23 protein-coding genes are annotated in these 26,888 nt (G+C 64.9%); 21 read left to right on the forward strand and 2 right to left on the reverse strand.

Going from position 1 to position 26,888, the window contains the following annotated elements; all coding sequences use genetic code 11:
- Positions 1-469 precede the first annotated feature (469 nt).
- The 11 genes from ACGTN6_RS12050 to ACGTN6_RS12100 all read left to right on the forward strand — a co-directional run bounded on the left by ACGTN6_RS12050 (position 470) and on the right by ACGTN6_RS12100 (position 12,897).
- On the forward strand, positions 470-1,498 hold the full coding sequence (locus ACGTN6_RS12050) for a LacI family DNA-binding transcriptional regulator (RefSeq protein WP_394591827.1): 1,029 nt from the start codon (positions 470-472) through the stop codon (positions 1,496-1,498).
- Positions 1,499-1,753: 255 nt separating this feature from the next.
- Entirely contained in the window at positions 1,754-3,361 is a 1,608-nt protein-coding gene (locus tag ACGTN6_RS12055) for a sodium:solute symporter family transporter (RefSeq protein WP_394591829.1), read from the forward strand.
- 227 nt (positions 3,362-3,588) lie between these two features.
- Entirely contained in the window at positions 3,589-4,899 is a 1,311-nt protein-coding gene (gene hisD / locus ACGTN6_RS12060; protein WP_394591831.1) for a histidinol dehydrogenase, read from the forward strand.
- 24 nt (positions 4,900-4,923) lie between these two features.
- The gene (locus ACGTN6_RS12065; protein ID WP_394591833.1) at positions 4,924-5,676 is read left to right on the forward strand and encodes an SDR family NAD(P)-dependent oxidoreductase; all 753 of its coding nucleotides are present in this window, start codon (positions 4,924-4,926) and stop codon (positions 5,674-5,676) included.
- 18 nt (positions 5,677-5,694) lie between these two features.
- Complete coding sequence (locus tag ACGTN6_RS12070; protein WP_394591835.1) at positions 5,695-6,666, forward strand: nuclear transport factor 2 family protein; 972 nt, start codon at positions 5,695-5,697, stop codon at positions 6,664-6,666.
- 317 nt (positions 6,667-6,983) lie between these two features.
- Entirely contained in the window at positions 6,984-7,982 is a 999-nt protein-coding gene (locus ACGTN6_RS12075) for an ester cyclase (RefSeq protein ID WP_394591837.1), read from the forward strand.
- Positions 7,983-8,130: 148 nt separating this feature from the next.
- The gene (locus ACGTN6_RS12080) at positions 8,131-9,144 is read left to right on the forward strand and encodes a cupin domain-containing protein (protein ID WP_394591839.1); all 1,014 of its coding nucleotides are present in this window, start codon (positions 8,131-8,133) and stop codon (positions 9,142-9,144) included.
- 19 nt (positions 9,145-9,163) lie between these two features.
- A complete protein-coding gene (locus ACGTN6_RS12085; protein WP_394591841.1) occupies positions 9,164-9,910 on the forward strand; it encodes an alpha/beta fold hydrolase in 747 nt (248 codons plus the stop codon).
- Positions 9,907-10,608 (forward strand): RraA family protein, encoded by a 702-nt coding sequence (locus tag ACGTN6_RS12090; RefSeq protein ID WP_394591843.1) that lies wholly within the window; start codon positions 9,907-9,909, stop codon positions 10,606-10,608. The genes ACGTN6_RS12085 and ACGTN6_RS12090 overlap by 4 nt, the downstream gene beginning before the upstream one ends.
- Positions 10,609-10,687: 79 nt before the next feature.
- Positions 10,688-11,764, forward strand: a complete 1,077-nt coding sequence (locus ACGTN6_RS12095) for a porin (RefSeq protein ID WP_394591845.1) — start codon at positions 10,688-10,690, stop codon at positions 11,762-11,764.
- A gap of 116 nt (positions 11,765-11,880) precedes the next feature.
- Positions 11,881-12,897 carry a nuclear transport factor 2 family protein gene (locus tag ACGTN6_RS12100; RefSeq protein WP_394591847.1) on the forward strand — a complete coding sequence of 339 codons (1,017 nt, stop codon included), beginning with the start codon at positions 11,881-11,883 and terminating at the stop codon, positions 12,895-12,897.
- Here ACGTN6_RS12100 and ACGTN6_RS12105 read toward each other — a convergent pair.
- Positions 12,888-13,469 (reverse strand): helix-turn-helix domain-containing protein, encoded by a 582-nt coding sequence (locus ACGTN6_RS12105; protein WP_394591849.1) that lies wholly within the window; start codon positions 13,467-13,469, stop codon positions 12,888-12,890. The two genes, ACGTN6_RS12100 and ACGTN6_RS12105, sit on opposite strands and share 10 nt — an antisense overlap.
- A 160-nt stretch (positions 13,470-13,629) precedes the next feature.
- On the opposite strand from ACGTN6_RS12105, the gene tdh reads away from it, so the two are divergent.
- From tdh to ACGTN6_RS12155, 10 genes are all read left to right on the forward strand, one after another.
- Entirely contained in the window at positions 13,630-14,655 is a 1,026-nt protein-coding gene (gene tdh, locus ACGTN6_RS12110) for an L-threonine 3-dehydrogenase (protein WP_394592045.1), read from the forward strand.
- A gap of 93 nt (positions 14,656-14,748) precedes the next feature.
- Positions 14,749-15,939: a glycine C-acetyltransferase gene (kbl, locus tag ACGTN6_RS12115; RefSeq protein WP_394591850.1), complete on the forward strand. Its 1,191-nt coding sequence runs from the start codon at positions 14,749-14,751 to the stop codon at positions 15,937-15,939.
- A 571-nt stretch (positions 15,940-16,510) separates the two neighbouring features.
- On the forward strand, positions 16,511-17,800 hold the full coding sequence (locus ACGTN6_RS12120; RefSeq protein ID WP_394591852.1) for an NAD(P)/FAD-dependent oxidoreductase: 1,290 nt from the start codon (positions 16,511-16,513) through the stop codon (positions 17,798-17,800).
- Between the two features lie 33 nt (positions 17,801-17,833).
- Positions 17,834-18,958 (forward strand): ABC transporter ATP-binding protein, encoded by a 1,125-nt coding sequence (locus ACGTN6_RS12125; protein ID WP_394591854.1) that lies wholly within the window; start codon positions 17,834-17,836, stop codon positions 18,956-18,958.
- A 10-nt stretch (positions 18,959-18,968) separates the two neighbouring features.
- Entirely contained in the window at positions 18,969-19,892 is a 924-nt protein-coding gene (locus ACGTN6_RS12130) for an ABC transporter permease (RefSeq protein WP_394591856.1), read from the forward strand.
- Positions 19,889-20,686: an ABC transporter permease gene (locus ACGTN6_RS12135; protein ID WP_394591858.1), complete on the forward strand. Its 798-nt coding sequence runs from the start codon at positions 19,889-19,891 to the stop codon at positions 20,684-20,686. Before ACGTN6_RS12130 ends, ACGTN6_RS12135 begins: the two co-directional genes overlap by 4 nt.
- Before the next feature lie 40 nt (positions 20,687-20,726).
- Entirely contained in the window at positions 20,727-21,791 is a 1,065-nt protein-coding gene (locus ACGTN6_RS12140; protein WP_394591860.1) for an ABC transporter substrate-binding protein, read from the forward strand.
- Between the two features lie 55 nt (positions 21,792-21,846).
- Positions 21,847-23,214, forward strand: coding sequence for a glutamine synthetase family protein (locus ACGTN6_RS12145; protein ID WP_394591862.1), 1,368 nt, complete (start codon positions 21,847-21,849; stop codon positions 23,212-23,214).
- A gap of 60 nt (positions 23,215-23,274) precedes the next feature.
- On the forward strand, positions 23,275-24,348 hold the full coding sequence (locus ACGTN6_RS12150; protein WP_394591863.1) for an ABC transporter substrate-binding protein: 1,074 nt from the start codon (positions 23,275-23,277) through the stop codon (positions 24,346-24,348).
- 176 nt (positions 24,349-24,524) lie between these two features.
- Positions 24,525-25,817 carry an NAD(P)/FAD-dependent oxidoreductase gene (locus ACGTN6_RS12155; RefSeq protein WP_394591864.1) on the forward strand — a complete coding sequence of 431 codons (1,293 nt, stop codon included), beginning with the start codon at positions 24,525-24,527 and terminating at the stop codon, positions 25,815-25,817.
- Between the two features lie 181 nt (positions 25,818-25,998).
- Here the strand turns inward: ACGTN6_RS12155 and ACGTN6_RS12160 are convergent, their stop codons facing one another.
- Positions 25,999-26,868 (reverse strand): MurR/RpiR family transcriptional regulator, encoded by an 870-nt coding sequence (locus ACGTN6_RS12160; RefSeq protein WP_394591866.1) that lies wholly within the window; start codon positions 26,866-26,868, stop codon positions 25,999-26,001.
- Between the last annotated feature and the right edge of the window lie 20 nt (positions 26,869-26,888).

Raw genomic sequence — 26,888 nt, forward strand, 5'->3', positions numbered from 1 at the left:
GCCAGCTCGCTGTCGCTGATGCTGGAAGGCGCTGCCTGGATCTCGGCCCGGATCTTCGGTGTGGTGGTCGCCTGTTTATGTAGCTTGATGTCCATATCCTTGCTCCCGGATGAACTGTTGAAGAAGCTCCTTGGCGGCCAGCAAAGGATAACTTCTATGGCTCATCTGATCATCCGGGACCCTACACCTACGCGCGAGGCGACGAGCTGTGTGACTTGGGCCGGCGAGAGTTGATGGAGGCGAGGTCGCGCGTCTGTCAGTCGAACAGGGCAGTCCCGGCAAGTGGGCGAGGCTTCGTTCCATCGTTTACACCGCCGAGTTCGATCGTGATGTGCCGTTTGGTAGGTTGAGGAGGGGCGTTGGAGGCTTGAACGTCATGTATGCGGGAGGTGGCGAGAAATGGCAGCTTGGCCAAATGCCTCTGCATTGCTGATATGATTGTATACGTATTCTCAGTGAGCCGATGCCGATGAAGAGGAAATCTGCCGTCACATCGCGGGATGTCGCCGAACGAGCCGGAGTCTCGCAGTCGGCGGTGAGTCGCTGTTTCTCGCCCAAGGCCAGCATCTCGGAGAAGACCAAGCTCAAGGTGCTCAAGGCCGCCAAGGAGCTCGGTTATCGCCCCAACAGCATCGCCCGCTCGCTGATCACCCGCTCGTCGCGCACCATCGCCCTGGTACTCTCGCACCTGGACAACATGTTCTACCCGCTGGTGGTGGAGAAGGCCTCGCGGCGCTTCCAGGCCGAGGACTACCACCTGCTGCTGTTCGTGGTGCCCGAGGAGGGCGACTTCGCCGGGATCATGGACAGCATCCTGCAGAGCCAGGTCGACGGCATCCTGATGATGTCGGCCTCCCTGACCTCGTCGCTGGCCCACGAGTGCGTCGAGACCGGCATTCCGGTGGTGCTGATCAACCGCAACGTGGACTTCGCCGGGATCAGCCAGGTCTACAGCGACAACTATCACGGCGGCTACTGGGTCGGCAGCTACCTGGCCATGGGCGGCCACGAGCGAGTCGCCTACCTGGCGGGGCTCGAGAGCTCGTCGACCAGCCGCCATCGCTACCAGGGCCTGGTCGATGGTCTGGCCTCGCTGGGCAAGCAGTGCGAGGTGGTCGCTCGGGGCGACTACGACTTCGAGCAGGCCAGGGCGGCGACCCTGCAGCTGTTCGCCGAGCCTCCCTATCCCGATGCCATCTTCGCCGCCAGTGACCACATGGCCATCGCGGTGATGGAGACCCTGCGAGACGACCTGGGCCGTCGCGTGCCGGAGGACGTCTCGGTGATCGGCTTCGACGACACCCCGGTCGCCGCCTGGCCGAGCTACCGCCTGACCACGGTGCGACAGCCGGTGGATCGCATGGTAGAGGAAGCCACCACGCTGCTGCTCAAGCAGATCCGCCAGGGCGACTTCAGTGCCGAGAACCGGGTGCTGCCGGTGACCCCCATCCTGCGCGACAGCGCTCGCCAGCCCGCTCGAGAACTGGCTCCCGAGTGATTTTCCGCCCGGCGTGTCGGTGGCGCTTCCCCGAGTCTAACTCGCCCGGCTGGCTTAGTCTTTAGTCGCAGCATCGCGGGCGAAGGCTTTTGCGGAAATCCATTCTAAATCACTGATATGTAGTGAATTTTCAAATGCCTCGAGAGAGGCGTGGCGCTGCTGTCGTGTCCAGTCTGCTTTTTGCAAACGTATTCAATGTGTGCCATTTTTCCTTCGACAGCCACCGATTACGACAACGGCAATGGGACACCACTTATGGAAAGTTTCGGGACGCTCAACTGGACGATCCTGATCGTCTACCTCATCGGCAACCTGGTGATGGGGTCGCTGCTGAGCAAGAAGGTCAACAGCGCCGAGGACTACTACCTAGGCAACAAGACCATCCCCTGGTGGGCGATCGGCCTCTCGGTGATGGCCACCTACGTCAGCGCCATGTCGTTTTTGGGCGGGCCCGCCTGGTCCTATGGCAGCGGGCTCGGGGTGATGATGATCCAGATCAACTACCCGCTGGTGGTGTTTCTGGTGATCACCCTGTTCCTGCCGTTCTTCTACAACAGCGGCGTGGCGTCCATCTACGAGTATCAGGAGCGTCGCTTCGGCAAGAAGGCGCGGGGTGTGATGTCGATCATCTTCATGATGACCCAGACCTTGTCCTCGGCGGCGGTGCTCTATGCCACGGCGCTGGTGCTGAGCTTCATCACCGGCGTGGATGTGGTCACCGCGATCCTGGTGATCACCCTGATCGCCCTGGTCTATACCCTGATGGGCGGAATCAGCGCGGTGATCTGGACCGACGTGCTGCAGGCGGTGATCCTGCTGGTGGGGGCGGCGATCATCTTCTACGCCCTGCTCGACCGCATGCCGGAGTCGCTGGGGACCACCCTGGGCGAGCTCAAGGCCGAGGGCAGGATGAATATCCTGGATTTCTCCTTCGATCCTCGGGTCGAGGCCACCGTCTGGTCCGGGGTCATCGCCATGGTGCTCTATCACGTCACCGTCTACGGCGCCAACCAGATGGTGGTGCAGCGCGCGCTCGCCGCCAGGAACATCGGTGATGCCAAGAAATCCTTCCTGTTCATGGGTTTCGCGGCCTTCTTCATCTACTTCCTGTTCCTGCTGCTGGGGGTATTGTTCTACAGCTACTATGGCGGCCGCGAGTTCGACAACAGCAACACCATCGTGCTGCAGTTCGCCGCCGACTACGGCCTGCCGGGCCTTCTAGGCATCGTCGCCGCCGCGGTAGTGGCCGCCTCCATGTCCAGCCTGGACTCGGCGCTCAACTCGCTAGCCACGGTGACCACCCTCGACTTCTACGAGAAGTACTTCAAGAAGGGCGCTTCCTCGGCCCATTACCTGAAGGCTTCCCGCTGGTTCACCGTCGGCTGGGCGGTGCTGATCATCGTGCCGGCGATCCTGTTCGCCCAGAGCGAAGGCTCGGTGTTGCAGCTGCTCACAAAGGTCGGTTCCTACTTCGTCGGCGCCAAGCTGAGCATGTATGCCCTGGGGTTCTTCTCCCGGCATACCACCGAGCGGGGACTGCTGATCGGGGTGGCGGCCGGCTTCGTGGCGGTGTGGTTCGTGGCCACCCAGACCGAGGTCGCCTGGCCCTGGTTCTGTGCCGTCGGCGTGGTGGTCAACGTGCCCGTCGCGCTCGCCGCTAGCCTGCTGCTGGATGGCCGCCAGGGGGAGCTCTCGGCCTATACCATTCAGGGGCAGAAGGCGATGTATCGTGATAAGAACCTGCCGGCCAAGGACCAGGGCTGGTACCTGATTCCTGGCAAGGTGGATCGCGTCAGCTGGCTGCTGGTGGCGTTCTTCCTGGCCACGCTGCTGTTTCTCTACCTGTTCGCGGCCCTGATCTGATGCCTCGCTGGGCCTGGCCGTGATGGCGGGCGGGCCCGGTAGTGGCGGGACGAGAGCCGCGACGAAGGAATAAGAAAATCCAGTTTGCATTCGTATGCAGCAAGTGCCAAATTACTATCAGCGCCTGATAACAACCGGCGCCACGTTAATCATGAGCCAGCGCCTGGGCCGCGAACGACGGCGCCGTAACCCGACAATTCATACCCTGTAACTCCCGAGGTGAATCCATGATCCGTTATCTCAAGTCCGGTGCCACCCAGGATGTGCGCGCCGAAGCCGACCGCAAGGTGCGCGACGTCGTCGAAACCACCCTGGCCGATATCGAGGCCCGCGGCGATAGCGCCGTGCGTGAGCTCTCCGAGCGCTTCGACGGCTGGTCGCCGAAGAGCTTTCGCCTGACCCAGGAAGAGATCGACCAGGCGATCAGCGAGGTCGATCCTCAGTCCCTGGAAGACATCCGCTTCGCTCAGGCCCAGGTGCGCCGCTTCGCCGAGGCCCAGCTCGCCTCCATGCAGCCGGTGGAGATCGAGAATAGCCCCGGCGTGATCCTCGGCCACAAGCACGTGCCCATCGAGGCGGTGGGGTGCTATATCCCCGGTGGCGGCTATCCGATGGTGGCCTCGGCCCACATGAGCGTGCTGACCGCCAAGGTTGCCGGCGTTAAGCGCGTGGTCGCCGCGGCACCGCCCTACAAGGGCAAGGCTCATCCGGCGATCGTCGCCGCTATGCACCTGGCCGGTGCCGACGAGATCCTGGTGCTCGGCGGCGTCCAGGCAGTAGGTGCCATGGCCATCGGCACCGAGAGCATCGATCCGGTGGACATGCTGGTCGGTCCGGGCAATGCCTTCGTCGCCGAGGCCAAGCGTCAGCTGTTCGGTCGCGTCGGCATCGACCTGTTCGCCGGCCCCACCGAGACCCTGGTGATCGCCGATGACAGCGTCGACGGCCTGCTGTGTGCCACCGACCTGCTGGGCCAGGCCGAGCACGGCACCAATTCGCCCTGTGCGCTGCTGACCAATTCCGAGACCCTGGCCCGTGATACCGAGGCTGCCATCGCCGAGCTGCTCGAGAAGCTGCCCACCGCCGATGCCGCCCGTCAGTCCTGGGAGACCTACGGCGAGATCATCGTCTGCGACAGCCACGAGGAAATGCTCCAGGTCGCCAACGACATGGCCTACGAGCATGTCCAGATCATGACCGAGAACACCGACTGGTACCTCGACAACATGGTCAACTACGGCGCGCTGTTCCTGGGGCCGCGCACCAATGTCGCCTACGGTGACAAGGTGATCGGCACCAACCACACGCTGCCCACCAAGAAGGCGGCGCGCTACACCGGTGGCCTGTGGGTCGGCAAGTTCCTCAAGACCTGCACCTACCAGCGCGTGCTCACCGACGAGGCCTCCGTCCGCATCGGCAGCTACTGCTCGCGGCTCTGTGCCCTCGAAGGCTTCGCCGGCCATGGCGAGCAGGCCAACGAGCGCGTGCGTCGCTACGGCCAGCGCGACGTGCCCTATGCCGGTCAGGTGGAAGCCTGAGACGGCCCGACTGAGGAGGCAATCATGACGCTACCCCAGACACCGAGCCAGCGGCTGGATGGCCGCACGGCACTGATCACCGGGGCCAGCAAGGGCCTGGGGCTGGCGGCGGCCTGCGCCCTGGCCCAGGTCGGCGCCCGAGTGATCCTGGTGGCCCGGGATCCCGCGGCCCTCGAGGAGGCGGTGGCGGCGCTGACCGCCGCCGGCCACTCGGCCGAGGCGCTGGCCATGGATGTCACCGATACTGCGGCGGTGCGCGAGGCGCTCACCGGACGACGCATCGATATCCTGGTTAACAACGCCGGCACCAATCGGCCCAAGCCGATCGACGAGATCAGCGAAGACGACTACGCCACGGTGATGGATATCAACGTGCGGGCCGCCTACTTCCTGGCCCAGACGGTGATCGCCTCGATGCCGGAAGGCGGCTCGATCATCAACATGTCGTCCCAGATGGGGCACGTGGGCGCCGCCGACCGCAGCCTCTACTGTGCCTCCAAGTCGGCGGTGGAGGGCATGACCCGGGCCATGGCCGTGGAGCTCGGGCCGCGCGGCATCCGCGTCAACAGCGTCTGCCCGACCTTCGTCGAGACGCCGATGACCCGGCCGTTCTTCGAGCAGCCGGGCTTTCGTGAGTCGGTGCTGGCGAAGATTCCGCTGGGGCGTCTCGGCCGAATCGAGGACATCATGGGCCCGGTGGCCTTCCTCGCGTCGGACGCCGCCGCTCTGGTGACCGGCGGTGCACTGATGGTCGATGGCGGCTGGACTGCCCACTGACCCCACAAGGAGAATTCCATGAGCCTGTCCGGCTTCGACAACCGCTTCGATGACCTGCGCGACTATATCCTCAAGATCACCGAGTGGATCTGGGAAGGTCGCGGCATCGACCTGATCCGCGACTATTACGCCGAGGACTGTCCGGTGAAGACGCCGGGCGGCGCCTTCAGCGGCGTCGAGGGGGTGATCCGCGGCACCCTGGAGACGCTCCAGGAGTTCCCCGACCGCACCCTGCTAGGTGAGGACGTCATCGACAGCGAGGATGCCCCGGGCACCTACTATTCCTCTCATCGCATCTTCTCCCATATGACCCATGCGGGGGAGGGCGCCTTCGGCGCGCCCACCGGCGTAAGGGCCGGGGTGATGACCATCGCCGACTGCCTGTGCCGCGGCGACCGCATCGTCGACGAGTGGCTGGTGCGCGACCAGGCGGGCCTGGCCCAGCAGCTGGGCCATTCCCCCGAGGCCATGGGCCAGGCCCTGGCCGAGAAGGCCCCGATACCCGGCCGGGAGGCGCTGGTCGATCGTTGGCGGGGGCCCGAGGGCGACCTCGACATCGAGGCGCTGGGACCGGTCGCCGAGCGCTACCGGGACCTGTGGCAGCACGGTCGCTTGGAGCGGCTGCGCGCCGGCTACGACCGGGCCATCGACGCCAAGGTGCCCGGCGCGCGGACCCTGCGCGGCCACGACGACCTGGAGCGCTTCTGGTTCGGCTACAAGGCCGCTTTCCCGGCCGGTACCTTTCGGATCCACCACTGGGTCGACCGCGAGGACGCCGGCGCCCCGCGTCGCATCGCGCTGCGCTGGTCCTTGGAGACCGCCCATCAGGGTGGCGGCGTGTTCGGCCCGGCCAGCGGCGCTCCCGTGGTGCTGCTGGGCATCACCCACGCCGAGCTGCGCGGTGACGTCGTGGTGCGCGAATGGCACCAGCTCGACGAGATCGCCATCCACGCCCAGATCGCTCAACACCGCTCTCAGCAAGCCTCATGACCTAGGGGCTAGCGTGGCTGCATCAGAGTCGGGGAGTGTGGTCGGTGAACTAGCGCTGGATGCCATCGACACCATTTTCTCGTCAGGACTCGCCCCATTTACTCGAACTAGGTTTGCCATGGTAAGAAGCGGGTCCTGCAATGGCTCATATTGGTTGCGTATGCAAGAAGAGGCTTGCCGCCAAGTGTGCGCCACATATAACGCAATATCCGCGACCGCCGGCTTGGCGGAAAGAACGTGTGCAATGTAGAGGTTGCAGAATGACGACGGACCCACATAGCCAGAACAAGATGCTGATTTCCCCGATGCGGAAAGCGATGCGCGATTTCAGTGAGCAGGGCGTGTCCGCTGCGCTGGGGGCGTTGATCGCTCCGGATGCGGTGGTGCACATGTGTCATCCCTTCGGCGACCTGACCGGCCCGAAGGCGCTCTACGACATCTGCTATGCGCCGCTGTTCAAGTCCATGCCGGACCTGGAGCGCCGCGACTGGATCGTCATGGGCGGGCGCACCGAGCAGGGTGAGGACTGGATCGGCTGCGGCGGCCATTACTACGGCACCTTCGTGAAGCCCTGGCTCGACATCCCGCCGACCGGCCACCTGACGCACATGCGTTACCACGAGTTCTACCGCTTCGAAGGGGGGCGGGTGGTCGAGATCCAGGCGATTTGGGACATCCCCGAGGTCATGATGCAGGCCAAGGCTTGGCCGATGGCGCCGTCGCTGGGCCGGGAGTTCTGCGTCCCCGGGCCGGCGACGCTTGACGGCTTGGTGCCTGGCCCCCGGGACGAAGCCAAATCGCAGGCCTCCTGCGACCATATCGTCGATATGCTGAACCATCTGACCCGTTACCCCAGTCAGGGCGGGCCGGAAGTGATGGAGATGCCGAGGTTCTGGCACGAGCGGATGAACTGGTACGGGCCGGCCGGCATCGGCACCTGCCGAGGCATCGCCGGCTTCCGCAACTGGCACCAAATTCCGTTCCTGGGCGCCATGCCTGACCGGGGCCAGCATCCGGATGACATCACCCATCACTTCTTCGGCGATGGCGATTACGCAGCGGTCACCGGCTGGCCCAACATGATGCAGACGGTGACCCATGACGGCTGGCTGGGCATTGCTCCCTCGGGCAAGAAGATCGCCATGCGGTCGCTGGATTTCTGGCGGCTGGAGAACGGCAGGATCCGGGAGAACTGGGTGACGGTCGATTTGCTGGATGTCTATCGCCAGCTGGGCGTGGACGTCTTCGCGCGTCTGCGTGAATTCAACAAGGCTCGAGTGGTGGGAGAGATCCCCTTCCCCGTAGGCGAGGCCTGATATGACCACTGTTCGCCATATTTCCCCATGTCGCTTTCATCACTGAATCGACCTTGAAGACGGTCAGGGTGGCGTCTCGCGAGCGGTATTATCTCGACGGGATCACCATCCTGACCCCGAACATCCAACACCGACAGCAGGAGGCCACATGACCTGGACCCTCGACACGCTGCGCCAGCGCCGGGTGCGTTACGACGACCTGGTGCCCTGCCGCAATGCCTTCATCGATACCCGCTCGCCGGGGTCCGATCGCAAGGAAAACTTCACCATCATCGGCCCCGGGGTGGCGGAGAGTGCCGACCAGCACGTGCATATCTCCGAGCCCCATGGGTTCAACGTCGGCGGCGCCCGCCAGCCCGATGGCTGCCTGAATTCCCAGCATTCCCACGAGGGTGCCGAGGTGTTCGTGGTACACACCGGGCGCTGGCGGCTGTTCTTCGGCCCGGAGCGGGAAGAGGGCACCCTGGACATCGCCCCGGGCGACGTGGTCAGCGTGCCGACCCAGATGTTCCGCGGCTTCGAGAAGCTCGACTCCGGCACCGGCTTCCTGTGGGTGGTGCTGGGCGGTGACGACCCGGGGCGCGTGCGTTGGGCACCCAGCGTCTTCGACCTGGCCGAGCATCATGGGTTGGTGCTGCTCAAGAGCGGCCGCCTGGTGGATCGGGCCGCCGGTGAGAGCATTCCCGAGGGCGAGGAAATCGAGACCGCCCCCAACGCCGAAGAGATCGCGCGACTGGTGACGCCTTCGCCGGAGCGCCTCGCCGAATGCATGGTGCGGCACGAGGCCCTGAGCCCCAACCCCCGTGCGGTGCTCGCCGCCCCCGGCGTCGAGGAGTGCGGCGTCATCGCCCCGGCCGCCGGCGGCGACGGCTTCGGCCCGGGGCCGATCAGCGGCTGGTGGCCCCATGGCTTTCAGCTGCGAGTGCTGCGCATAACCGAAGGCGCCGTGACCCCGGACTACCACTGTGACGAACCGGAAGTGCTGTTCGTGCAGTCCGGCGGCGTGCGTCTGGTCAGCGAGGCCGGCGAGCTGGCGCTGGGCACCGGCGATACCTTCACCTCGCCCCAGGGCTGGACGCATCGGCTCGAGGCCGACGCCGATGCCGAGGTGGTCGTAGTGCGTGGCGGGGATGCGCCCACCGGCCCGCGTCGCGCTGCCTGAAGGGCAAGGAGGACTACGTATGCACAGTGAAGCCCAACGCCAACCGCTGCTGCTGATTCCCGGCACCCTCTGCGACGAGCGGCTGTGGGCGCCCCAGATCGAGGCCCTGGAAGCGCGGGCCGATATCCGGGTGCCGCGCCTCGATGCCAGGGACGACCTGGAGGCCCTGGCTCGGGACATCCTCGACCAGGCGCCCTGGCCGCGCTTCAGCGTCGCCGGGCTGTCGATGGGCGGCATCCTGGCTCTGGCGCTGATGCGCCTGGCGCCGGAGCGTATCGAGCGGCTGGCGCTGCTCGATACCAACCCCTTCGCCGAGGCTCCTGAGCGCCGGGCACAGCGGGCCGACGACATCGCCCAGGCCGAGACCTTGGGCATGGGGCGCTACGCCCGCGAGACCCTGGCGCCGCTGTATCCCGCCGAGGGCCAGGCCGAGGACCCCGCACACAGTGCCCTGGTGGTGGCCATGGCCGAGCGCGGCGGCCTCGAGACCTTCCGACGCCAGGCTATCGCCCTGCGCGATCGCCCCGACGCCAGCGCCGGGCTCGCCGCCATCACCGCGCCGACCCTGGTGCTGTGCGGCGATGGCGACCGGCTCTGCCCGCCGGCGCGCCACACCTACCTGGCCGAGCACATTCCCGATGCCGAGCTGGTAATCCTCGAGGGCGTCGGCCACCTGAGCACCCTGCAGGCGCCGGAGGCGGTCAGCGAGGCCCTGGCCCGTTGGCTGGACCGCGAACCGAATTCCCCGACCCGGAGAGACCCATGACCCTGAGCCCGGAACTGCTCGAGATGCTGCGTCGCTACGACACCCCCACGGTGGCCAACGCCCTGGATCTGGTGCGTGGCACGCGCAGCGCAGAGGGCTTTACCCGCCAGCCGCTGGTGGCCGCCGATCCCCAGGCCGCGCCGCTGGTCGGCTATGCCCGCTGCGCCAGGATCCGTGCCCTGACGCCGCCCGAGGAAGACGTCGCGGTGATTCGCGAGCGCCGCCTCGCCTACTACCGCTACGTTGCCGAGAGTCCCGCCGACTGCCTGATGGTGATCGAGGACGAGGACGGCGAGGACGCCGTGGGCGCCTACTGGGGTGAGGTCAACACCTGCCTGCACAAGCGCCTCGGCGTCAACGGCGTGCTGACCAACGGCGTGATTCGCGACCTCGACGATCTGGAGCCCGACTTCACCGTGCTGGGCGGCCGCGTCGGCCCCTCCCATGCGTATGTGCGGATCACCGCCATGGACGAGCCGGTGGAGGTGTTCGGAATGCGCGTGGCCCCCGGCGACCTGCTGCATGCCGATCGCCACGGCGCGGTGCGCCTGACGCCGGAGGAGGCCCGGGCCCTGCCCGAGGCCATCGAGCGCATCGTCGGCGCCGAGCGGGAGCTGCTGGCCAGCACCCGGGCTCCCGGCTTCGATTTCGACAAGCTGCTCGAGGCCTGGGAGGCCTTCGAGAAGCGCCGAGTCTAGCGGCGTGACGGCCGCGTCATGATGACGCGGGTCACACTGCCTCCCTGCTGTGATACACCAACAACTACAAGGACTCTGCATGACTCCCAAGAAAACGGCCCTTACCCTGGGGTTTCTGACTCCCTTTTGCCTGTCATCCGCCCAGGCCTTCGATCTCTATCGCGACGCCGATACCGCGTTGACCTTCGACGGCCGGATCGAGGCACGCTACAACACATACCAAGATGACAGTCACCTCTGGGACTCCGGTTCAACCCGTTGGTCACTGGCGGTAGAACAGAGGATCAACGACGAACTCGACTTCATGGCCGAAGGTGAGTGGGGACTCTACGTCACCGAGGACGATTACGATGACGATCCGCACGCGACCCAGCGCCTGCTCTACGCCGGGCTCGACCATGACCGATACGGCAAGCTGGCCGGTGGCAAGCTTTGGGGTGTGATCTATGACGTGGGCTGGTGGACCGACATGGGGCGGAAGTTCGGCAGCAGGGCCTTCGGGGTCTACAACTACCGGGACTGGGGACAGGTCAGCGGTGCCGGGCGGGCGGATCGGGCTGTGGCCTGGCGCAAGGCCTTCGGCGACTGGAAACTGGGCCTGCAGTACCAAGGTCGTCGAGCCGACGAGGACTTGGGGCATGGCATCGAAGCTGACCTGACCGATGGCATTGGTGGTTCCCTGCGCCGGCCTGTGGGCGAGAATCTGGAGGCCGGCGTCGCCTACTATCAGAACACCTACGACGAGGTGACACCCGGAGTGGGGGTGGAAGAAGGGGACGAGGCCCGTCTATGGCTCGCCGGCCTAAAGTACCGCACCGACAGCATCCACGCTGCGGTCAACGTTGGCTACAGTCAGGACTGGGAAATCGCCGAAAACGGACAATTCTATGACGCCTTGGGCGTCCAAGCCTTCACTTACTACCACTTTGCCAACGGTCTGCGCCCCAATTTCAACTTCAACTGGTTGGGCGATACCGGTGATGACAGTGGCGGATATCGCCGCCTGACCTACATCTACGGCCTTGAGTATCACTTCGAGCGGGACCGTTTCCTGGTCTGGAGTGAATATCAGGACAATCATGGCAATGGCTGGAACGGTCAGGCATATGAGGATGCCGAGGACGAATGGACCCTAGGGATTCGATACTACTTTTGAGGTTTTCAGGCGTTCTGTGAATACCTGATGCATACGTAGTACATTAATGGATGATCTGAAGTCCCGGCGTTTCCGGACGTCGGGCGCCGTCTTTTCCTTGCCGCCAGGAGATTCACATGGGCTCCCATCAAGACAACAAGGCTCTGATTCTCGATTTCTATCGCGATCTAGAAGCTGCCACGCCGGATAGCGTCGCCGACATCCTCGCGACTTACACCAGTGCGGACTGCCATTGGTGTGGCGTCCATCCCTTCGAGGAGCAGCGCGGGCCGTCGGACATCGCAGAGGCCTTCTGGCGGCCTTTCCTCGCCAGTTGGTCCTCGGTCCAGCGCCGTCAGGACGTCTTCTTCGCCGGAACCAATGGCGCCGACGGCAGTGACTGGGTGGTCAGCATGGGCCACTTCATGGGGCTGCGAGACCGCCCATGGCTAGGCATCCCGGCGACTCGCAAGATCGCCTTCCTGCGCTATGCGGATTTCCACTGTATTCGCGATGGCAAGATCGTGCGCAGCGGATTCTTCTGCGACATCATCGATGTGATGCACCAGGCCGGGATCCAGCCCCTGCCGCTCCAGACTGGTGCCTCCTTCGTCTATCCCGGCCCTCGAACCCACGACGGCCTTCTGTTCGAGGCCCGGGACCCGGCGGAAGGCGAGAAGACTTTGGCGCTGGTCAATCGCATGGTCGATGATCTTAATGATTTGAACCGAAGCGGAGATGATCGGTGTCCCCCCGAACTGCTGGCGCGCACCTGGCACAATGACATGATTTGGTATGGGCCGGCCGGCATCGGCGCCACCTATACTATTCCCCGCTATCAGGAACAGCACCAGAGACCGTTTCGCACCGGGTTGGCCGGCAAGGTCTTCAACGGCCACATTACCCGCTTCGCTGAGGGCAACTACGCCGGCTTCTTCGGCTGGCCGAACCTGACCAACATGCCCACCGGGGGCTTCCTTGGGTTGCCCGGTGGCGAGGTCCCCGCAGATATGCGGGTCGTCGATATCTATCGCCGCGATGGCGACAAATTGGCCGAGAACTGGGTGCTGATCGATCTTCCCTACTGGCTGAAGCAGCAGGGGCTCGACATTTTGCAGCGTACCGCCGGCCTGGTGGGAACCGACTACTCATAGGTCACCACCAGGAAGGCCAGCAGCTCATCGTCGCTCTCGTTCTCGATGACGTGCTCCTGGTCGGCGTGGTAGTGCGCCGAATCTCCCGCGGCCAGCAGGCATTCGTTGTCACCGGCAACCACCCGGGCGCTGCCCCGGGTAATGGTCAATAATTCCCGTGTGCCCTCGAAGTGGGGAGCGCTGCGTAGGCTCGCGTGCGGGGCGATGCGCAGCTCGTAGAACTCGACGTGTTTTTCCAGATGCAGCGGCGAGAGCGTGCGGATGCGGCATTCGCGGTCGTCGCGGAACAGGTGGGTGGCGTCGTCGCCGCGGACCACCTCGATGGTGGAGGCGGTCCAGGGCTGGTCGACCAGGTCGCCGATGCTCAGGCCGAAGGCCTGGGCGATGCGCAGGGTCACCGCCAGGGTGGGATTGGCCCGACCGCGCTCGATCTGGCTGAGCATCGAGCGGCTGACCCCGCAGGCGGATGCCAGCTGGTCCAGGGTCAGGCCGCGTTTCTTGCGCAGCTCGATGACGCGGTCGCAGAGCAGCTGGCCGCCGTGCTCATGCGGCTCAGGGGACGTCGTGGTCACCCGGGACCTCCTTGAGAATCCAGTATGATGGAATTTTTTCTTGCATAGGGGATTTTGTCCACTATGCTGGAATTAATTCTTCCATGGTAACCATCCCGGCAGGGATTGCCAGCCAGGGAGATCATTCATGGAAGCCAGCTACGACAACCAGGAGGCGAGGATGAAGGCGCTAGTCAAACGAGAGGCCGCCCCCGGGCTATGGCTCGAGGACGTCCCCGAGCCCGAGGTCGGCATCAACGACGTGCTGGTGCGGGTCAAACGAACCGCCATCTGCGGAACCGACCTGCATATCTACAGCTGGGATCAGTGGGCGCAGCAGACCATTCCCGTGCCCATGGTGGTCGGCCACGAGTTTGTCGGCGAGATCGTCGAGGTGGGCTCCAACGTCAACGACTTCCACCCCGGCCAGATCGTATCGGGGGAGGGCCACGTGGTCTGCGGGCGCTGCCGCAACTGCCTGGCCGGGCGTCGGCACCTGTGCGCCCATACCCGTGGCATCGGCGTCAATCGCCCAGGTGCCTTCGCCGAGTACGTGGTCCTGCCGATGTCCAACGTCTGGGAGCATCGCCCGGGCATCGACCTGGATGTGGCGGCGCTATTCGACCCGCTCGGCAACGCCGTGCATACCGCCCTGCAGTTCGACGTGCTCGGCGAGGACGTGCTGATTACCGGTGCCGGGCCGATTGGGGCCATGGCCGCTGCGGTGTGCCGCCATGCCGGAGCGCGCCACGTGGTGATCACCGACCTCAATCCCCGTCGCCTGGCGCTGGCGAAGACCCTGGGCGCCACCCGCACCGTCAACGTCGCCGAGGAGAGCCTGGCCGAGGTGCAGCGCTCGTTGGGCATGACCGAGGGCTTCGACGTGGGCCTGGAGATGTCCGGCAGCCCTGCGGCCTTCAAGGACATGCTGGCCAACATGTGCCACGGTGGAAAGGTGGCGATGCTCGGCATTCCCACCGAGGACCTGGCCATCGACTGGAACACCGTGATCTTCAACATGCTGACCATCAAGGGCGTCTACGGCCGGGAAATGTACGAGACCTGGTACAAGATGTCGGTGCTGGTGGAGTCGGGCATGGACATCTCGCCGGTGATCACCCACCGCCTGCCCTATACCGACTTCGAGCAGGGCTTCCAGGCCATGCTGGCCGGCGAGGCCAGCAAGGTGATCCTCAACTGGGAGTGAGAATGCTCGGCAGCGATGAACGCCTGAGTTCGGGCGCATCGCATTCGAACCTTCGACACCCTTTGGGCCATCAATAAGAAGGGATACGACACCATGTACGGCGATTTTCAACGGCACCTGCGCGACGAGCTCGCGGCCATCGACGAGGCCGGCCTGACCAAGCGCGAGCGCGAACTGGCCACGCCCCAAGGCGCCCATGTGGGCGTGGCGAACGATGGCGAGGTGCTCAACCTCTGTGCCAACAACTACCTGGGGCTGGCCCAGCATCCCGAGGTCAAGGCGGCCGCCATGGCCGGCCTGAACGAGTGGGGCTACGGCCTGGCCTCGGTGCGCTTCATCTGCGGCACCCAGACCCTGCACAAGACCCTCGAGACCCGGCTCAGCGAGTTCCTGGGCACCGAGGACACCATTCTCTACCCGTCCTGCTTCGACGCCAACGGCGGCCTGTTCGAGACTCTGCTGGGGCCCGAGGACGCGGTGATCTCCGACGAGCTCAACCACGCCAGCATCATCGACGGCGTGCGGCTGTGCAAGGCCAAGCGCTATCGCTACCGCAACAGCGACATGGCGGACCTGGAAGCCCAGCTCCAGGCTGCCGACGCGGCGGGCGCGCGCTTTAAGCTGATCACCACCGACGGTGTCTTCTCCATGGACGGCTATATCGCCAGGCTCGACGAGATCTGCGATCTGGCCGAACGCTACCAGGCCCTGGTGCATGTAGATGACTGCCATGCTACCGGCTTCCTGGGGGAGGGCGGTCGAGGCAGTCACGAATACCGCGGCTGCCTGGGGCGCGTCGATATTCTCACCGGCACGCTGGGCAAGGCGCTGGGCGGCGCCAGCGGCGGCTATACCAGCGCCCGGCGCGAGATCGTCGAGCTGCTGCGCCAGCGTTCGCGGCCCTACCTGTTCTCCAACACGGTGGCTCCGCCGGTGGTCGCAGGCGCCCTCAAGGCCCTGGAGCTGGCCGGCGAGTCCAGCGACCTGCGTGACCAGCTCAAGGACAACACTGCCTTCTTTCGCCAGGGGCTCGAGGATCTGGGCTTCGAGCTGTTGCCCGGCGAGCATCCCATTGTGCCGGTGATGCTGCACGATGCCGCCCTGGCGGCGCGGTTCGCCGAGGAGATGCTGGCCGAGGGCGTCTACGTGATCGCCTTCTCCTACCCGGTGGTGCCCAGGGGCAAGGCGCGCATTCGCACCCAGGTCTCGGCGGCCCTGACCCGCGAGGATCTCGAGGGTGCCCTGGCGGCCTTCGGTCGGGTGAAGGCACGGCTGGGGCTGTAGCGGCCCGGTAGCCGCATGTCGATCGACGGCAAACCGCGCGCCGTCGATCGACGCCATTCGGCGCTGTCGCGATACTCTTGGCGCCCTTGTGCGGCTTGCCTTGAACGGGCGCCGCGGCGAACACTCGACGAGCCATCAGCTGTCCCGACTCCCTCCCTTCGCTCCCGTCGCCACCGGCCTCTTGCCGTTGCCCCCGGCACCCTCCAGAATCGACTCGCAGGTGTTTTTTCCTGGCATATCAGCTCACTGGCGGCTCGCCTCATCTTGGTGCAGTTTCTCCGTTGCATGGTTGCAAGATATTCAACGCTCTAAGGTGTTGCATATCGGCCATGGATTGCGGAGATCGCGAGCTCGGTTGCGACGGCTTTTTCTTTACGAGAAAGGCTCGATCTGTTTTTTAGTATATTGATTTTTAAGGAAGAGAAAGAAAATCATGGATTGGTGTTGTTGAATACTTGACATCGTTGTGGCGGTTGGTGTCAGACTGTGGGGGTCGTAGGCACCCATTGATTCCATCGATCCAGCGTGCCTTCCGGTAAAAGTATTCAACAACAATAACAGGATGCAATGTATGCGCAGTTTCGTCTCCGACGGCCCGGCTTCCTGGTATCGTGCCTCCATTGCCGTTGAGCTCGACCCCAGCTTGCCGCTGGAGGGTGAGGCCCGGGCCGATGTGTGCGTGATCGGCGGCGGGGTCACCGGCTGCTCCACGGCCTTGCACCTGGCCGAACGCGGCTATTCGGTGGTGCTGCTGGAGGCCGGCGACATCGGTCACGGTGCCTCCGGTCGCAGCGGCGGGCAGATCCTGCCGGGCCTGGGCACCGATATCACCACCGTCCAGCAGGCCCTTGGACTCTCGCGCGCCCGCGAGGTGTGGGAGATGAGCCGCGAGGCGGTGCGTCTCACCGCCGAATTGATCGAGCGACATGCCATTCCCTGCGAGCTGGCCTGGGGATATCTGCATGCGGCGGTCAAGCCCCGTCACGTCAAGGAGCTCGAGGCGTTCCGCGAGCAGATGTCCCGCGACTATGGCTACGACGCCCTGGCGTGGCTGGAGGGCGACGCCCTGCGCGAGCATGTGGTCACCGATGCCTATCCTGCCGCCCTCCACGATCGCGAAGGCGGGCATCTTCACCCGCTCAACTACACCCTAGGCCTAGCTCGGGCGGCCCAGCGCGCCGGGGTCCGCGTGCATCCGCACAGCGCCGCTCGCGAGATCCGCCGTGGCCGGCCGGCCACGGTCACCACCGAGCGCGGTCATGTGACCGCCGACTTCGTGGTGCTGGCCACCAATGCCTATCATGGCGGCCTGGTCCCGGAGCTCTCCGGCCGGATCATGCGTGCCGCCAACTACATGATCGCCACCGCACCCCTGAGCGAGGCCCAGGCGGCGCAGGTGCTACCGAAGAACGATGCCCTGGCCGATGCCAACTTCGTGCTCGACTACTATCGTCTCAGCGCCGACCGCCGCCTGATCTATGGCGGTGAGGTCAGCTACGACGGCCGAGAGCCGCCGCGGCTGCAGGCGCGCATGGATGCCAAGATCGCCCGGCTGTTTCCGGTGCTCGAGGGCGTGCCCATCGAGTACCGCTGGGGCGGCGACGTGGCGATTACCCTCAACCGAGCCCCCGATTTCGGCCGTCTGGGCGACAATCTCTACTATGCCCAGGGCTATTCCGGCCATGGAATGGCCATGGCGGGACTCGCCGGCAAGCTGATGGCCGACGCCATCGCCGGCCAGAGCGAGCGCTTCGACGTCTTCGCCGCCATGCCGCATCGCCAGTTCCCGGGCGGCCGTGCCCTGCGCAAGCCGTTGCTGGTACTGGCGACCAACTTCTACAAACTGCGCGACCGGCTCTGACAGAGGCGGCCGACAAGCGAAGAGGGTATCCCCATGAGCGAGACCATGACGGCGGAGACTGCCGACCATCCGGGCGTGCGCCCGGCCGCCGACGAGCAGGACCGGGCGAGCCGCAAGGCGTCCTCGATCGAGATGCAGGGCCTGCACAAGCGCTTCGGGCGCGATACCGTGGCCCTTGACGGCGTCGACCTGGACATCCGGGCCGGCGAGTTCTTCACCCTGCTGGGGCCGTCCGGCTGCGGCAAGACCACTCTGCTGAGGATCCTCGCCGGCCTCGAAGAACCGGATGCCGGGTCGCTGGTGGTGGGCGGCAAGAACGTCACCGAGGTGCCGCCCCATCGGCGCAGCGTCAATACCGTCTTCCAGTCCTATGCGCTGTTCCCGCACCTCTCGGTGCGCGAGAACCTGGCCTTCGGGCTCAAGATGCGCGGCCTGCCGGCCGCCGAGCGCAATGCCAAGGTCGACGAGATCGCCGAGTTCATCAAGCTCGGCGACCTGGTCGACCGCCGCGTCGACCAGCTCTCCGGCGGCCAGCGCCAGCGCATCGCCCTGGCGCGGGCGTTGGTCTGCGAGCCCGACGTGCTGCTGCTCGATGAGCCGCTTTCGGCGCTGGATGCCGGGCTGCGCAGCCAGCTGCAGGTGGAGCTGCTGCGGGTGCAGAAGCGTCTCGGCATGACCTTCGTGTTCGTCACCCACGACCAGGATGAGGCGATGGTCATGTCCGATCGCATCGCCGTGCTCAACGGCGGCAACATCCAGCAGGTGGGGGCGCCAAGGGACGTCTACGAGCGCCCGGTGAACGCCTTCGTGGCACGCTTCATGGGCCATGACAACCTGTACGAGATCAGCGCCCGGCAGGGCGACTGGCTGACTACGGCGCTTGGCACGCTGACCGCCGAGGATGCCGGCGACGGCGAGCTGCTACTGATTCGGCCGGAGACCCTGGACCTGCTGCCCGGCGAAGTCGCGGGGGACAATCACCTGACGGCGACGGTGGCCGAGCGGCTCTACCGGGGCAGCCATGCGGAGTTCCGCCTGGAGATCGGCAACACCACCCTGCAGGCCACGGTCAACAACCGCGGCCGTCACCTGCCCGAGGTGGGCGAGACGGTGACGGTGGTGGTGGCGCCGGAAGACCTGGCCACCCTGAGCGAGTGAGGAGGCGGACATGCCCTATTCCGGCGTAATGCCCAGTGCCCGCAGCCGGGCCATGGTCCGCGAGACCCGCCACCTGCTGTTCACGGTGACACCGGGAGCGTTCTGGATCTTCCTGTTCCTGGTGCTGCCCAGCGCCTACCTGATGGGCGTGGCATTCATGACCAACGGCCCCTATGGCCTGCCGCAGATGCCGCTGTCGCTGGCCTCATTCGAGCGCCTGGCCGGTTTCGGCTTCTTGGGTTGGAGCCCGGGCAACCTCTATACCCTGCTGCGCTCGCTATGGCAGACCCTGGTGTCCACCGCGCTAGTGGTGGTGGTGGCCTATCCCATCGCCTACTACATCACTACCTGCCGTGAGAAATGGCGGCCGATCCTGTTGCTCGCCGTGGTGGTGCCGTCCTGGACCAATCAGGTGATCCGCACCTTCGGCTGGATGAACCTGCTGGCGCCGGGGACGCCGCTATCCGGCCTGGCCGAGAGCCTGGGGCTGGTGGCGCCCAACATGGGGCTCTACCCCTCCAACTTCGCGGTCACCCTGGGGCTGGTCTACAACTTCCTGCCGTTCATGGTGCTGCCGCTCTATGGTGCCTTCGAGAAGCTCGACACCGCCCAGGTCGAGGCCGCTCAGGATCTCTATGCCAGTCCGGTACGGGCCTTCTGGCATGCGGTCTTTCCGCAAACCCTGCCGGGGTTACTGGCGGGTATCGTGCTGGTGGCCATTCCGGCCTTCGGCATGTACGTCATTCCCGAGCTGCTCGGCGGCGGCAAGGGCATGATGCTCGGCAACCTGGTGGCTAACCAGTTCTCCGGCGGCGCCAACTGGCCGCTGGGGGCGGCCGGCGCGATCCTGATGCTGCTGGCGACGTTCCTCGGTCTCTATGTCATGCGTCGTCTCGGTAAGCGACTGGGCGGCGGCGAGGAGGTGGTGATATGAGAAAGCGGACCCTGCATCGCGGCTTGACCGCTTTCTGGTGGCTGACCCTGGCCTTCCTCTACCTGCCGCTGGCGGTGGTGGTGCTCTACTCCTTCAACTCGGCCAACAGCTCGGCGCACTTCGTGGACTTCTCGCTGCGCTGGTATTACCGCCTGCTGGGCAACGAGGAGATTCTCTCGGCCTTTGGCAACAGCCTCGTGTTGGCCATCACCTCCTCGGTGATCGCCCTGGTGGTCGGCTGCGTGTTCGGCTACGGCATGTACCGCCATCGCCACCGCAAGCTGGGCTGGCTGATCGTGCTGATCTATCTGCCGATCGTGTTGCCCGACATCGTGTTCGGGATCTCCGAGATGGCCTTCTTCGTGCAGATCCACGACTGGACGGGGCTGCTGCAGCCGGGGCTCGGCACCATGATCATCGCCCACGTGACCTTCCAGATTCCTTTCGTGGCGCTGATCGTCTATTCGCGCTTCGTGGGCCTGGACCCGACGCTGTTCGAGGCCGCCAAGGATCTCTACGCGACCCCGGTCAAGCGGGTGGTGCACTTCATGCTGCCGACCATCAAACCGGCGTTGATTTCCGCCTTCTTCCTGTCGTTTACGCTGTCGGTGGATGACTTCGTCATCAGCTTCTTCACCGCCGGACCGGAGAGCGCGACCCTGCCGATCTACATCTGGGGCGCGATCAAGAAGGGGGTCTCGCCGGAGATCAATGCGATTGCGGCATTGATGATCGCCGCCGTGGCCATCGCCGCCATCCTGAGCCTGGCGTTCAGCCGTCGTCGGCCGACCTGAGTCGACACTATCACCCGTAGGGAACGAAGGAGAGCCATCAATGAAGTTCAACAAGATCGCCATGGCCCTGTCACTGGGCGGGCTCGCGCTTGCCGGCCACGCCCAGGCCGAGGAGGGCAAGCTCTACCTCTTCAATTGGACGCAGTACATGGACCCGGCCATCATCGAGGCCTTTGAGGAAAAGTACGACGTCGATGTCGTGCAGAACTACTTCAACTCGCTGCCGGAGATGTTCGCCAAACTGAATGCCGGCGGGGTCTCGCAGTACGACATCATCGTACCGTCCAACTACTACATTCCCCGCCTGATCAAGACCGGCCTGGTCCAGGAGCTCGACAAGTCCCGGCTCGAGAACATCGGCAACGTCATGGAGCCGTTCCAGGACCCGTCCTATGATCCCGAAAGCCGCTATAGCGTGCCCTACCAGTGGGGCACCACCGGCATCATCTATAACGCCGAGACCTTCTCCGATGCGCCCAAGAGCTGGTCGCTGCTGTTCGATCCCGAGGTCAACCCGAGCTATCCCTTCGCGCTGATGGGCGATGGCCAGGTCAGCATGGGCGGTGCCTGTGCTTACCTGGGGCACGGCTACGACTGCACTGACATGGACGGCTGGCGTGAGGCGGCGCGGCTGCTGATCGATACCAAGAACCGCGATACCTTCAGCGGCTTCTCCGACGGCACACCCGCCCTGCAGCAGCTGTCGCGGGGCGTGATCCATGCCGGGCTTTCCTACAACGGCGACTACCTCTTCTACAAGAGCGAGAATCCGGAAGCCTTCGAGAACCTGAAGTTCATGATCCCCGATGAAGGGGCTGAGATGTGGGTCGACGCCATGATGATCCCCTCAGAGGCGCCAAATTCGGACCTGGCGTACAAGTTCATCGACTTCATCCTCGATGCAGAGATCGGCGCCCAGCTCTCCAACTACAACTATTACGCGAGCCCCAATGCCGCGGCCAAGCCCTATCTCGACGAGGTGCTGACCCAGCCCCCGGTCCAGCCGTCCGATGAGGACATGGCGCGTCTGCGCTTCACCCCGAGCCTCGAAGGCGAGCAGCTGCAGACCTTCCAGCAGCTGTGGTCCGAGGTCAAGGCGCGGTGAGACGACGGGCCCCGGCCGTCCGGCCGGGGCTCCATCTCCATAGCAAGGAAATCCCATGAGTAACCGCCAGGAACATCCCCATTTCAACGACTGGTTCCAGACCCGCGGCATCACCGAGGTGGAGTGTCTGGTCACCGATCTCACCGGCATCCTGAAGGGCAAGATCATGCCCGCCGGCAAGTACCTGGGTGGTGGTCGCCCGCGACTGCCGGACTCGATCTTCATCCAGACCGTCACCGGCGGCTATCCCGACGACGAGGACATCCACTTCTGGAATCCCGCCGAGCGCGATATGGAACTGGTGCCCGACCCTAACGCCGTCTTCCTGGTGCCCTGGGCCGAGGATCCCACGGCGCAGATCATCCACGATTGTCACTACCTGACCGGCGAGCCGGTAGAACTCGCTCCCCGCCACGTGCTCAAGCGAGTGCTGTCCTTCTACGAGGCGCGCGGCTGGAAGCCAGTGGTGGCGCCGGAGGTGGAGTTCTTCCTGGTCAAGACCAACACCGACTCCGACTATCCCCTGGAGCCGCCGATCGGCCGCAACGGTCGCCAGGAGAGCAGCCGCCAGTCGTTTTCCATCGACGCGGTCAACGAGTTCGATCCGCTGTTCGAGGAGATGTACGACTACTGCGACGCCATGAACCTCGACCTGGACACCCTGATCCACGAGGAAGGGGCCGGTCAGATGGAGGTCAATTTCCAGCATGGCGATCCGCTGCGTCTGGCCGATCAGGTAGTGATGTTCAAGCGCACGCTGCGCGAGACGGCGCTGCGTCATGGCATGTATGCCACCTTCATGGCCAAACCGATGTCCAACGAGCCCGGCAGTTCGATGCATCTCCACCAGAGCCTGGTGGGCATCGAATCCGGCGACAACCTGTTCGCCGGCGAAGAGGGCAAGCCCAGCCGACTGTTCCAGCATTTCATCGGCGGGCTGCAGCGCTACCTGCCTTCGGCCATGCCGTTGCTGGCACCCAACGTCAACTCCTATCGGCGGCTGATGCGCACCGAGACCAGCGGCTCGGCGCCGATCAACGTCGAGTGGGGGACCGACAACCGTACCGTGGGATTGCGCGTGCCGGTGTCCTCGCCCGAGGCGACTCGGGTCGAGAATCGCCTGGCCGGGGCCGATGCCAACCCCTACCTGGTGATGGCGGCGTCGCTGGCCTGCGGCTATCTCGGCATGCTCGACCAGCTCGAGCCGCGCCCCGCCGTGGTGGGCTCTGCCTGGTCTGGCGGTCACAAGCTGCCGGACGATATCGGCCCGGCGCTGGATCTGCTGCACGACTGCCAGCCGCTGGCCGACATTCTCGGCGAGCGTTTTACGCGCAGCTATCTGGCGGTCAAGCGCGCCGAGCATCGCGAGTACTTCCAGGTGATCAGCTCCTGGGAGCGCGAGCACCTGCTGCTGCGGGTCTAGCCGTTCCGACAACAGGGGCGGGCGGTGTGCCCGCCGGCTCACATGGCAAGGAGGCGATACATGAGACACCCCATACTGGCCGGCGTCGCCGGCTTCGGTCTGCTGGCGGCCAGCACACTGTCCGGCGCCGAGGAGGGCAAGCTCCACCTCTTCAACTGGACGAACTACATGGCCCCCTCGATCATCGAGGACTTCGAAGCCGAAACGGGCATCGAGGTGGTCCAGAACTACTACAACTCCAACGCTGAGCTGTTATCGAAGCTAACCGCCGGTGGCGATGCTCAGTACGACCTCGTTGTGCCCTCGGACTACTTCGTGCCCCGGCTCATTGAGGCCGGTCTCATCCAGCCACTGGTCCCGGAGGGGGAGACCCTGGTCGGCCGTGACAACGTCCTGGACGAGTTTCGTGCCCCGTCCTTCGACCCCGAGGGGCGCTATACCGTGCCCTACCAGTGGGGCGTGACGGGCTTGGTCTACAACGCCGAGACCTTTCCCGACCCCGTGCACAGCTGGTCGTTGCTCTATGATCCCGAGGTCAACGACGCCTATCCCTTCGCCCTGCTCAAGGGCGATGCCCAGTTCACCTTCGGTACGTTCTGTGCCTTCCAGGGCGCGGGCTTCGACTGCGTGGGCGAAGCGCCCTGGGTGGCGGCGGCACGGGGCTTGATCGAGACTCGTCGGCGGGACAACTTCGTCGGCTTCGTCGATGCGACGGCGTCCATCGAGCAGGTGGCCTCAGGCGTGATCCATGCCGGCGTCGCCTACAATGGCGACGTCGCGGCCAAGCGCGCGGCGGACCCCGAGATCTATGGCCATCTCGGCTTCCTCGTGCCCGAGGAGGGCTCCCAGCTTTGGGTGGACGTCATGGCTGTGCCGGCGCGGGCCCCCCATCCACAGGCCGCCAGGGCCTTCATCGAGTATCTGCTGCGCCCCGAGGTGGCCGCTCGCTTGTCCAACCACAACTACTACACCACGCCCAACGAGGCGGCGTTGCCGCTGGTGGATCCGGCCTTGCGTGAGCCGCCGGTGATGCCCACCGCCGAGACCCGACGGCATCTGTCCTCCACTCCCTCGGTGAACGGTGAACAGCTGCAACTTCTCCAGCAACTGTGGAACGAGGCCCGCAGCCGCTGACGCCGCGGCGTCATGTCTTGCTACTATGCTTGTCCAGGGCGCCGGCTATGCCGGCGCCCTGTTGCGTTGGGCATATGGATGGCAAGAAAAGCATGTCTAACGCCTTGGCATTTTCCGTCAATGCGCCGTATCATTGGGCATCATGTGTTAAATAAAATAACCACTCAGGAGGCCCCATGAGCGTCTCGAATGATACCGAACACGTCGGATCCTGGTATGCCGCCACCGCCAATCCCTCTCCCGAGCGCGTGGCTCTCGAGGGCGAAGTGAGCTGTGACGTCTGCGTGGTGGGCGCCGGATTCACCGGCATTTCCGCGGCCCTGCACCTGGCTGAGCAGGGGCACAAGGTCGTGGTGCTGGAGGCCGCCCGGGTAGGCTTCGGGGCCTCCGGGCGCAACGGCGGCCAGATCGTCAACAGCTACAGCCGTGACATGGACGTCATCGAGGACAAGTACGGCGACGAGACGGCCCGGGCGCTGGGTGACATGGCCTTCGAAGGCAACCGTATCATCCGCGAACGCATCGCCCGCTATGCCATCGACTGCGACCTGCGCGAGGGCAACCTGTTCGCCGCCTGCAATGATCGACAGATGAAGGGCCTGGTCGAGCACAAGGCGCTGTGGGAGCGCTACGGCAACCGCGAGCTGGAGCTGCTGGAAGGGAGCGACGTCACGCGTGAGGTGGGCACGGATCGCTACGTGGGTGCGCTGGTCGATCATTCCGGCGGCCATATCCATCCGCTGAACCTGGTGCTGGGGCAGGCCGCCGCGGTGGAGTCCCTGGGCGGAGTGATCTACGAGCGCACGCCGGTGACGGCCATCGAGCATGGCCAGCCGGTGCGGCTGTCCACGCCCCGTGGCATGGTGCGCGCCGAGCGGGTGGTGATGGCCGGCAACGCCTATCATCAGGGCATCATGCCGGCGCTGGAGGGCAAGTCGATGCCCTGCGGCACCCAGATCATCACCACCGAACCGCTCGGCGAGGAGCGTGCCCGGGCGCTGCTGCCCAACAACCTCGCCGTCGAGGACTGCAACTACCTGCTCGACTACTTCCGGCTGACCGCCGACAACCGTCTGATCTACGGCGGGGGAGTCAACTACGGCGGCCAGGACCCGGCCAACATCGAGGCGGTGATTCGGCCCAAGATGCTCAAGACCTTCCCGGGGCTCGACGACGTGCGCGTCGACTACGCCTGGAGCGGTACCTTCCTGATGACGCTCAATCGACTGCCGCAGTTCGGGGTGATCAACGACAACGTCTACTACGCCCAGGGCTACTCCGGCCACGGCGTGACCTGTACCCACCTGGCCGGACGGCTGATCGCCGAGGCCATGGCCGGGCGCGAGGAGCGCTTCGACGCCTTCGCCGACCTGCCGCACCTGCCGTTCCCGGGTGGGCGGATGCTGCGCGTGCCGCTCTCGGCCATGGGCGCCTGGTACTACGAGACCCGCGACCGCCTGGGGATCTGAATATGGCGCCTTGCCTCCGGAGGCGGGTGTGGGGCGTCCCTCTTCTCACTCGCAAGCCGGCCTCTCCGGTCGAGCCGCCAGGCTTTGCCGATCGCCGATAAGCGCGTTATCGACTCCGTCCCGTTTCATCATGCTCGCCTTGATGGGCGGGGTGGCAGGGCCGCAGGTGACGCGCAGAGGGTCAGGTGAACTTGCGGAAGAAGTGGGTCATGTCGAACAACTCGTCCAATCGTTCATAGCGCTCGCGGGCATTCGGCCAGCGTTCTTCCTGGACGGCGGCGATCATGGTTTCCAATAGCATCATGGTCGACACGTTGGAATCCCAGCCCGAGGGAATCTCGACCCAGCAATGGAAGGTGAAGTCGGCGAGCGTCGAGATGGGGGACCCCCACTGATCGGTGAACAGGACGATTCTCACGCCGCGCCTGCTCACCATCTCCGCCAGGCGAAGCAGATTGGTCTCGTAGCGCCGAATGTCGAAGATCAGCAGGGTTTCCCCTGGCTCCATGTCGAGCACGTAATGCGGCCAGGTGCCCGAAGACGATGTCATGTGCGTCACGCGTGGGCGAACCGCTTGGAAATGCGTGAAGGCATAGTCGGCCAGTGCCTGGGTGATCCGCCCACCGACAAGGTAAAGGTGCCGATCAGCATCGGCCAGTTGGTGGATGGCCTGATCGAACCTGCCGCTCTCGATATTGGCAAAGGTCTGTTCCAGGTTGGCCGTGACTGCCTGTGAGAACCGGTTCAGCAGGTGCGTCTCGGGGGCTGCCGCCGACCAGTTCTCACGCCGCTGGGTGGGGCCGACCCCTTTCGCTTCCAATTCCTGCAACAGGGCTTTGTGGAACTCGGGGTAGCCTTGGAACCCCAGCTTCTTGATCATTCGCGCCACGGTGGGGGTGGACACTCCCGCGTTGCTCGCCACGCTAGTGATAGAAGCGAGCCCTGCCGCGGGGTAGTTGTCGAGCAGGGCACTGGCAAGCTTTCGTTCCGATTGCGTCAAGTTCGGATAATGCTGGCGAATCAGCTCGCGCACGGTGGAGGGGGTGGTCATCTAAACGCCTCTTTTCACGG

Origin of the sequence: Halomonas sp. B23F22_20, assembly GCF_043496985.1 — a bacterium.
Taxonomy (GTDB): Bacteria; Pseudomonadota; Gammaproteobacteria; order Pseudomonadales; family Halomonadaceae; genus Halomonas.

Bases quoted from the DNA above. Each gene is read 5' to 3' on its own strand.
- ACGTN6_RS12050 (WP_394591827.1), top strand. From the start codon at position 470: ATGAAGAGGAAATCTGCCGTCACATCGCGGGATGTCGCCGAACGAGCC.
- ACGTN6_RS12055 (WP_394591829.1), top strand. From the start codon at position 1,754: ATGGAAAGTTTCGGGACGCTCAACTGGACGATCCTGATCGTCTACCTC.
- hisD (WP_394591831.1), top strand. From the start codon at position 3,589: ATGATCCGTTATCTCAAGTCCGGTGCCACCCAGGATGTGCGCGCCGAA.
- ACGTN6_RS12065 (WP_394591833.1), top strand. From the start codon at position 4,924: ATGACGCTACCCCAGACACCGAGCCAGCGGCTGGATGGCCGCACGGCA.
- ACGTN6_RS12070 (WP_394591835.1), top strand. From the start codon at position 5,695: ATGAGCCTGTCCGGCTTCGACAACCGCTTCGATGACCTGCGCGACTAT.
- ACGTN6_RS12075 (WP_394591837.1), top strand. From the start codon at position 6,984: ATGCGCGATTTCAGTGAGCAGGGCGTGTCCGCTGCGCTGGGGGCGTTG.
- ACGTN6_RS12080 (WP_394591839.1), top strand. From the start codon at position 8,131: ATGACCTGGACCCTCGACACGCTGCGCCAGCGCCGGGTGCGTTACGAC.
- ACGTN6_RS12085 (WP_394591841.1), top strand. From the start codon at position 9,164: ATGCACAGTGAAGCCCAACGCCAACCGCTGCTGCTGATTCCCGGCACC.
- ACGTN6_RS12090 (WP_394591843.1), top strand. From the start codon at position 9,907: ATGACCCTGAGCCCGGAACTGCTCGAGATGCTGCGTCGCTACGACACC.
- ACGTN6_RS12095 (WP_394591845.1), top strand. From the start codon at position 10,688: ATGACTCCCAAGAAAACGGCCCTTACCCTGGGGTTTCTGACTCCCTTT.
- ACGTN6_RS12100 (WP_394591847.1), top strand. From the start codon at position 11,881: ATGGGCTCCCATCAAGACAACAAGGCTCTGATTCTCGATTTCTATCGC.
- tdh (WP_394592045.1), top strand. From the start codon at position 13,630: ATGAAGGCGCTAGTCAAACGAGAGGCCGCCCCCGGGCTATGGCTCGAG.
- kbl (WP_394591850.1), top strand. From the start codon at position 14,749: ATGTACGGCGATTTTCAACGGCACCTGCGCGACGAGCTCGCGGCCATC.
- ACGTN6_RS12120 (WP_394591852.1), top strand. From the start codon at position 16,511: ATGCGCAGTTTCGTCTCCGACGGCCCGGCTTCCTGGTATCGTGCCTCC.
- ACGTN6_RS12125 (WP_394591854.1), top strand. From the start codon at position 17,834: ATGAGCGAGACCATGACGGCGGAGACTGCCGACCATCCGGGCGTGCGC.
- ACGTN6_RS12130 (WP_394591856.1), top strand. From the start codon at position 18,969: ATGCCCTATTCCGGCGTAATGCCCAGTGCCCGCAGCCGGGCCATGGTC.
- ACGTN6_RS12135 (WP_394591858.1), top strand. From the start codon at position 19,889: ATGAGAAAGCGGACCCTGCATCGCGGCTTGACCGCTTTCTGGTGGCTG.
- ACGTN6_RS12140 (WP_394591860.1), top strand. From the start codon at position 20,727: ATGAAGTTCAACAAGATCGCCATGGCCCTGTCACTGGGCGGGCTCGCG.
- ACGTN6_RS12145 (WP_394591862.1), top strand. From the start codon at position 21,847: ATGAGTAACCGCCAGGAACATCCCCATTTCAACGACTGGTTCCAGACC.
- ACGTN6_RS12150 (WP_394591863.1), top strand. From the start codon at position 23,275: ATGAGACACCCCATACTGGCCGGCGTCGCCGGCTTCGGTCTGCTGGCG.
- ACGTN6_RS12155 (WP_394591864.1), top strand. From the start codon at position 24,525: ATGAGCGTCTCGAATGATACCGAACACGTCGGATCCTGGTATGCCGCC.
- ACGTN6_RS12160 (WP_394591866.1), bottom strand. From the start codon at position 26,868: ATGACCACCCCCTCCACCGTGCGCGAGCTGATTCGCCAGCATTATCCG.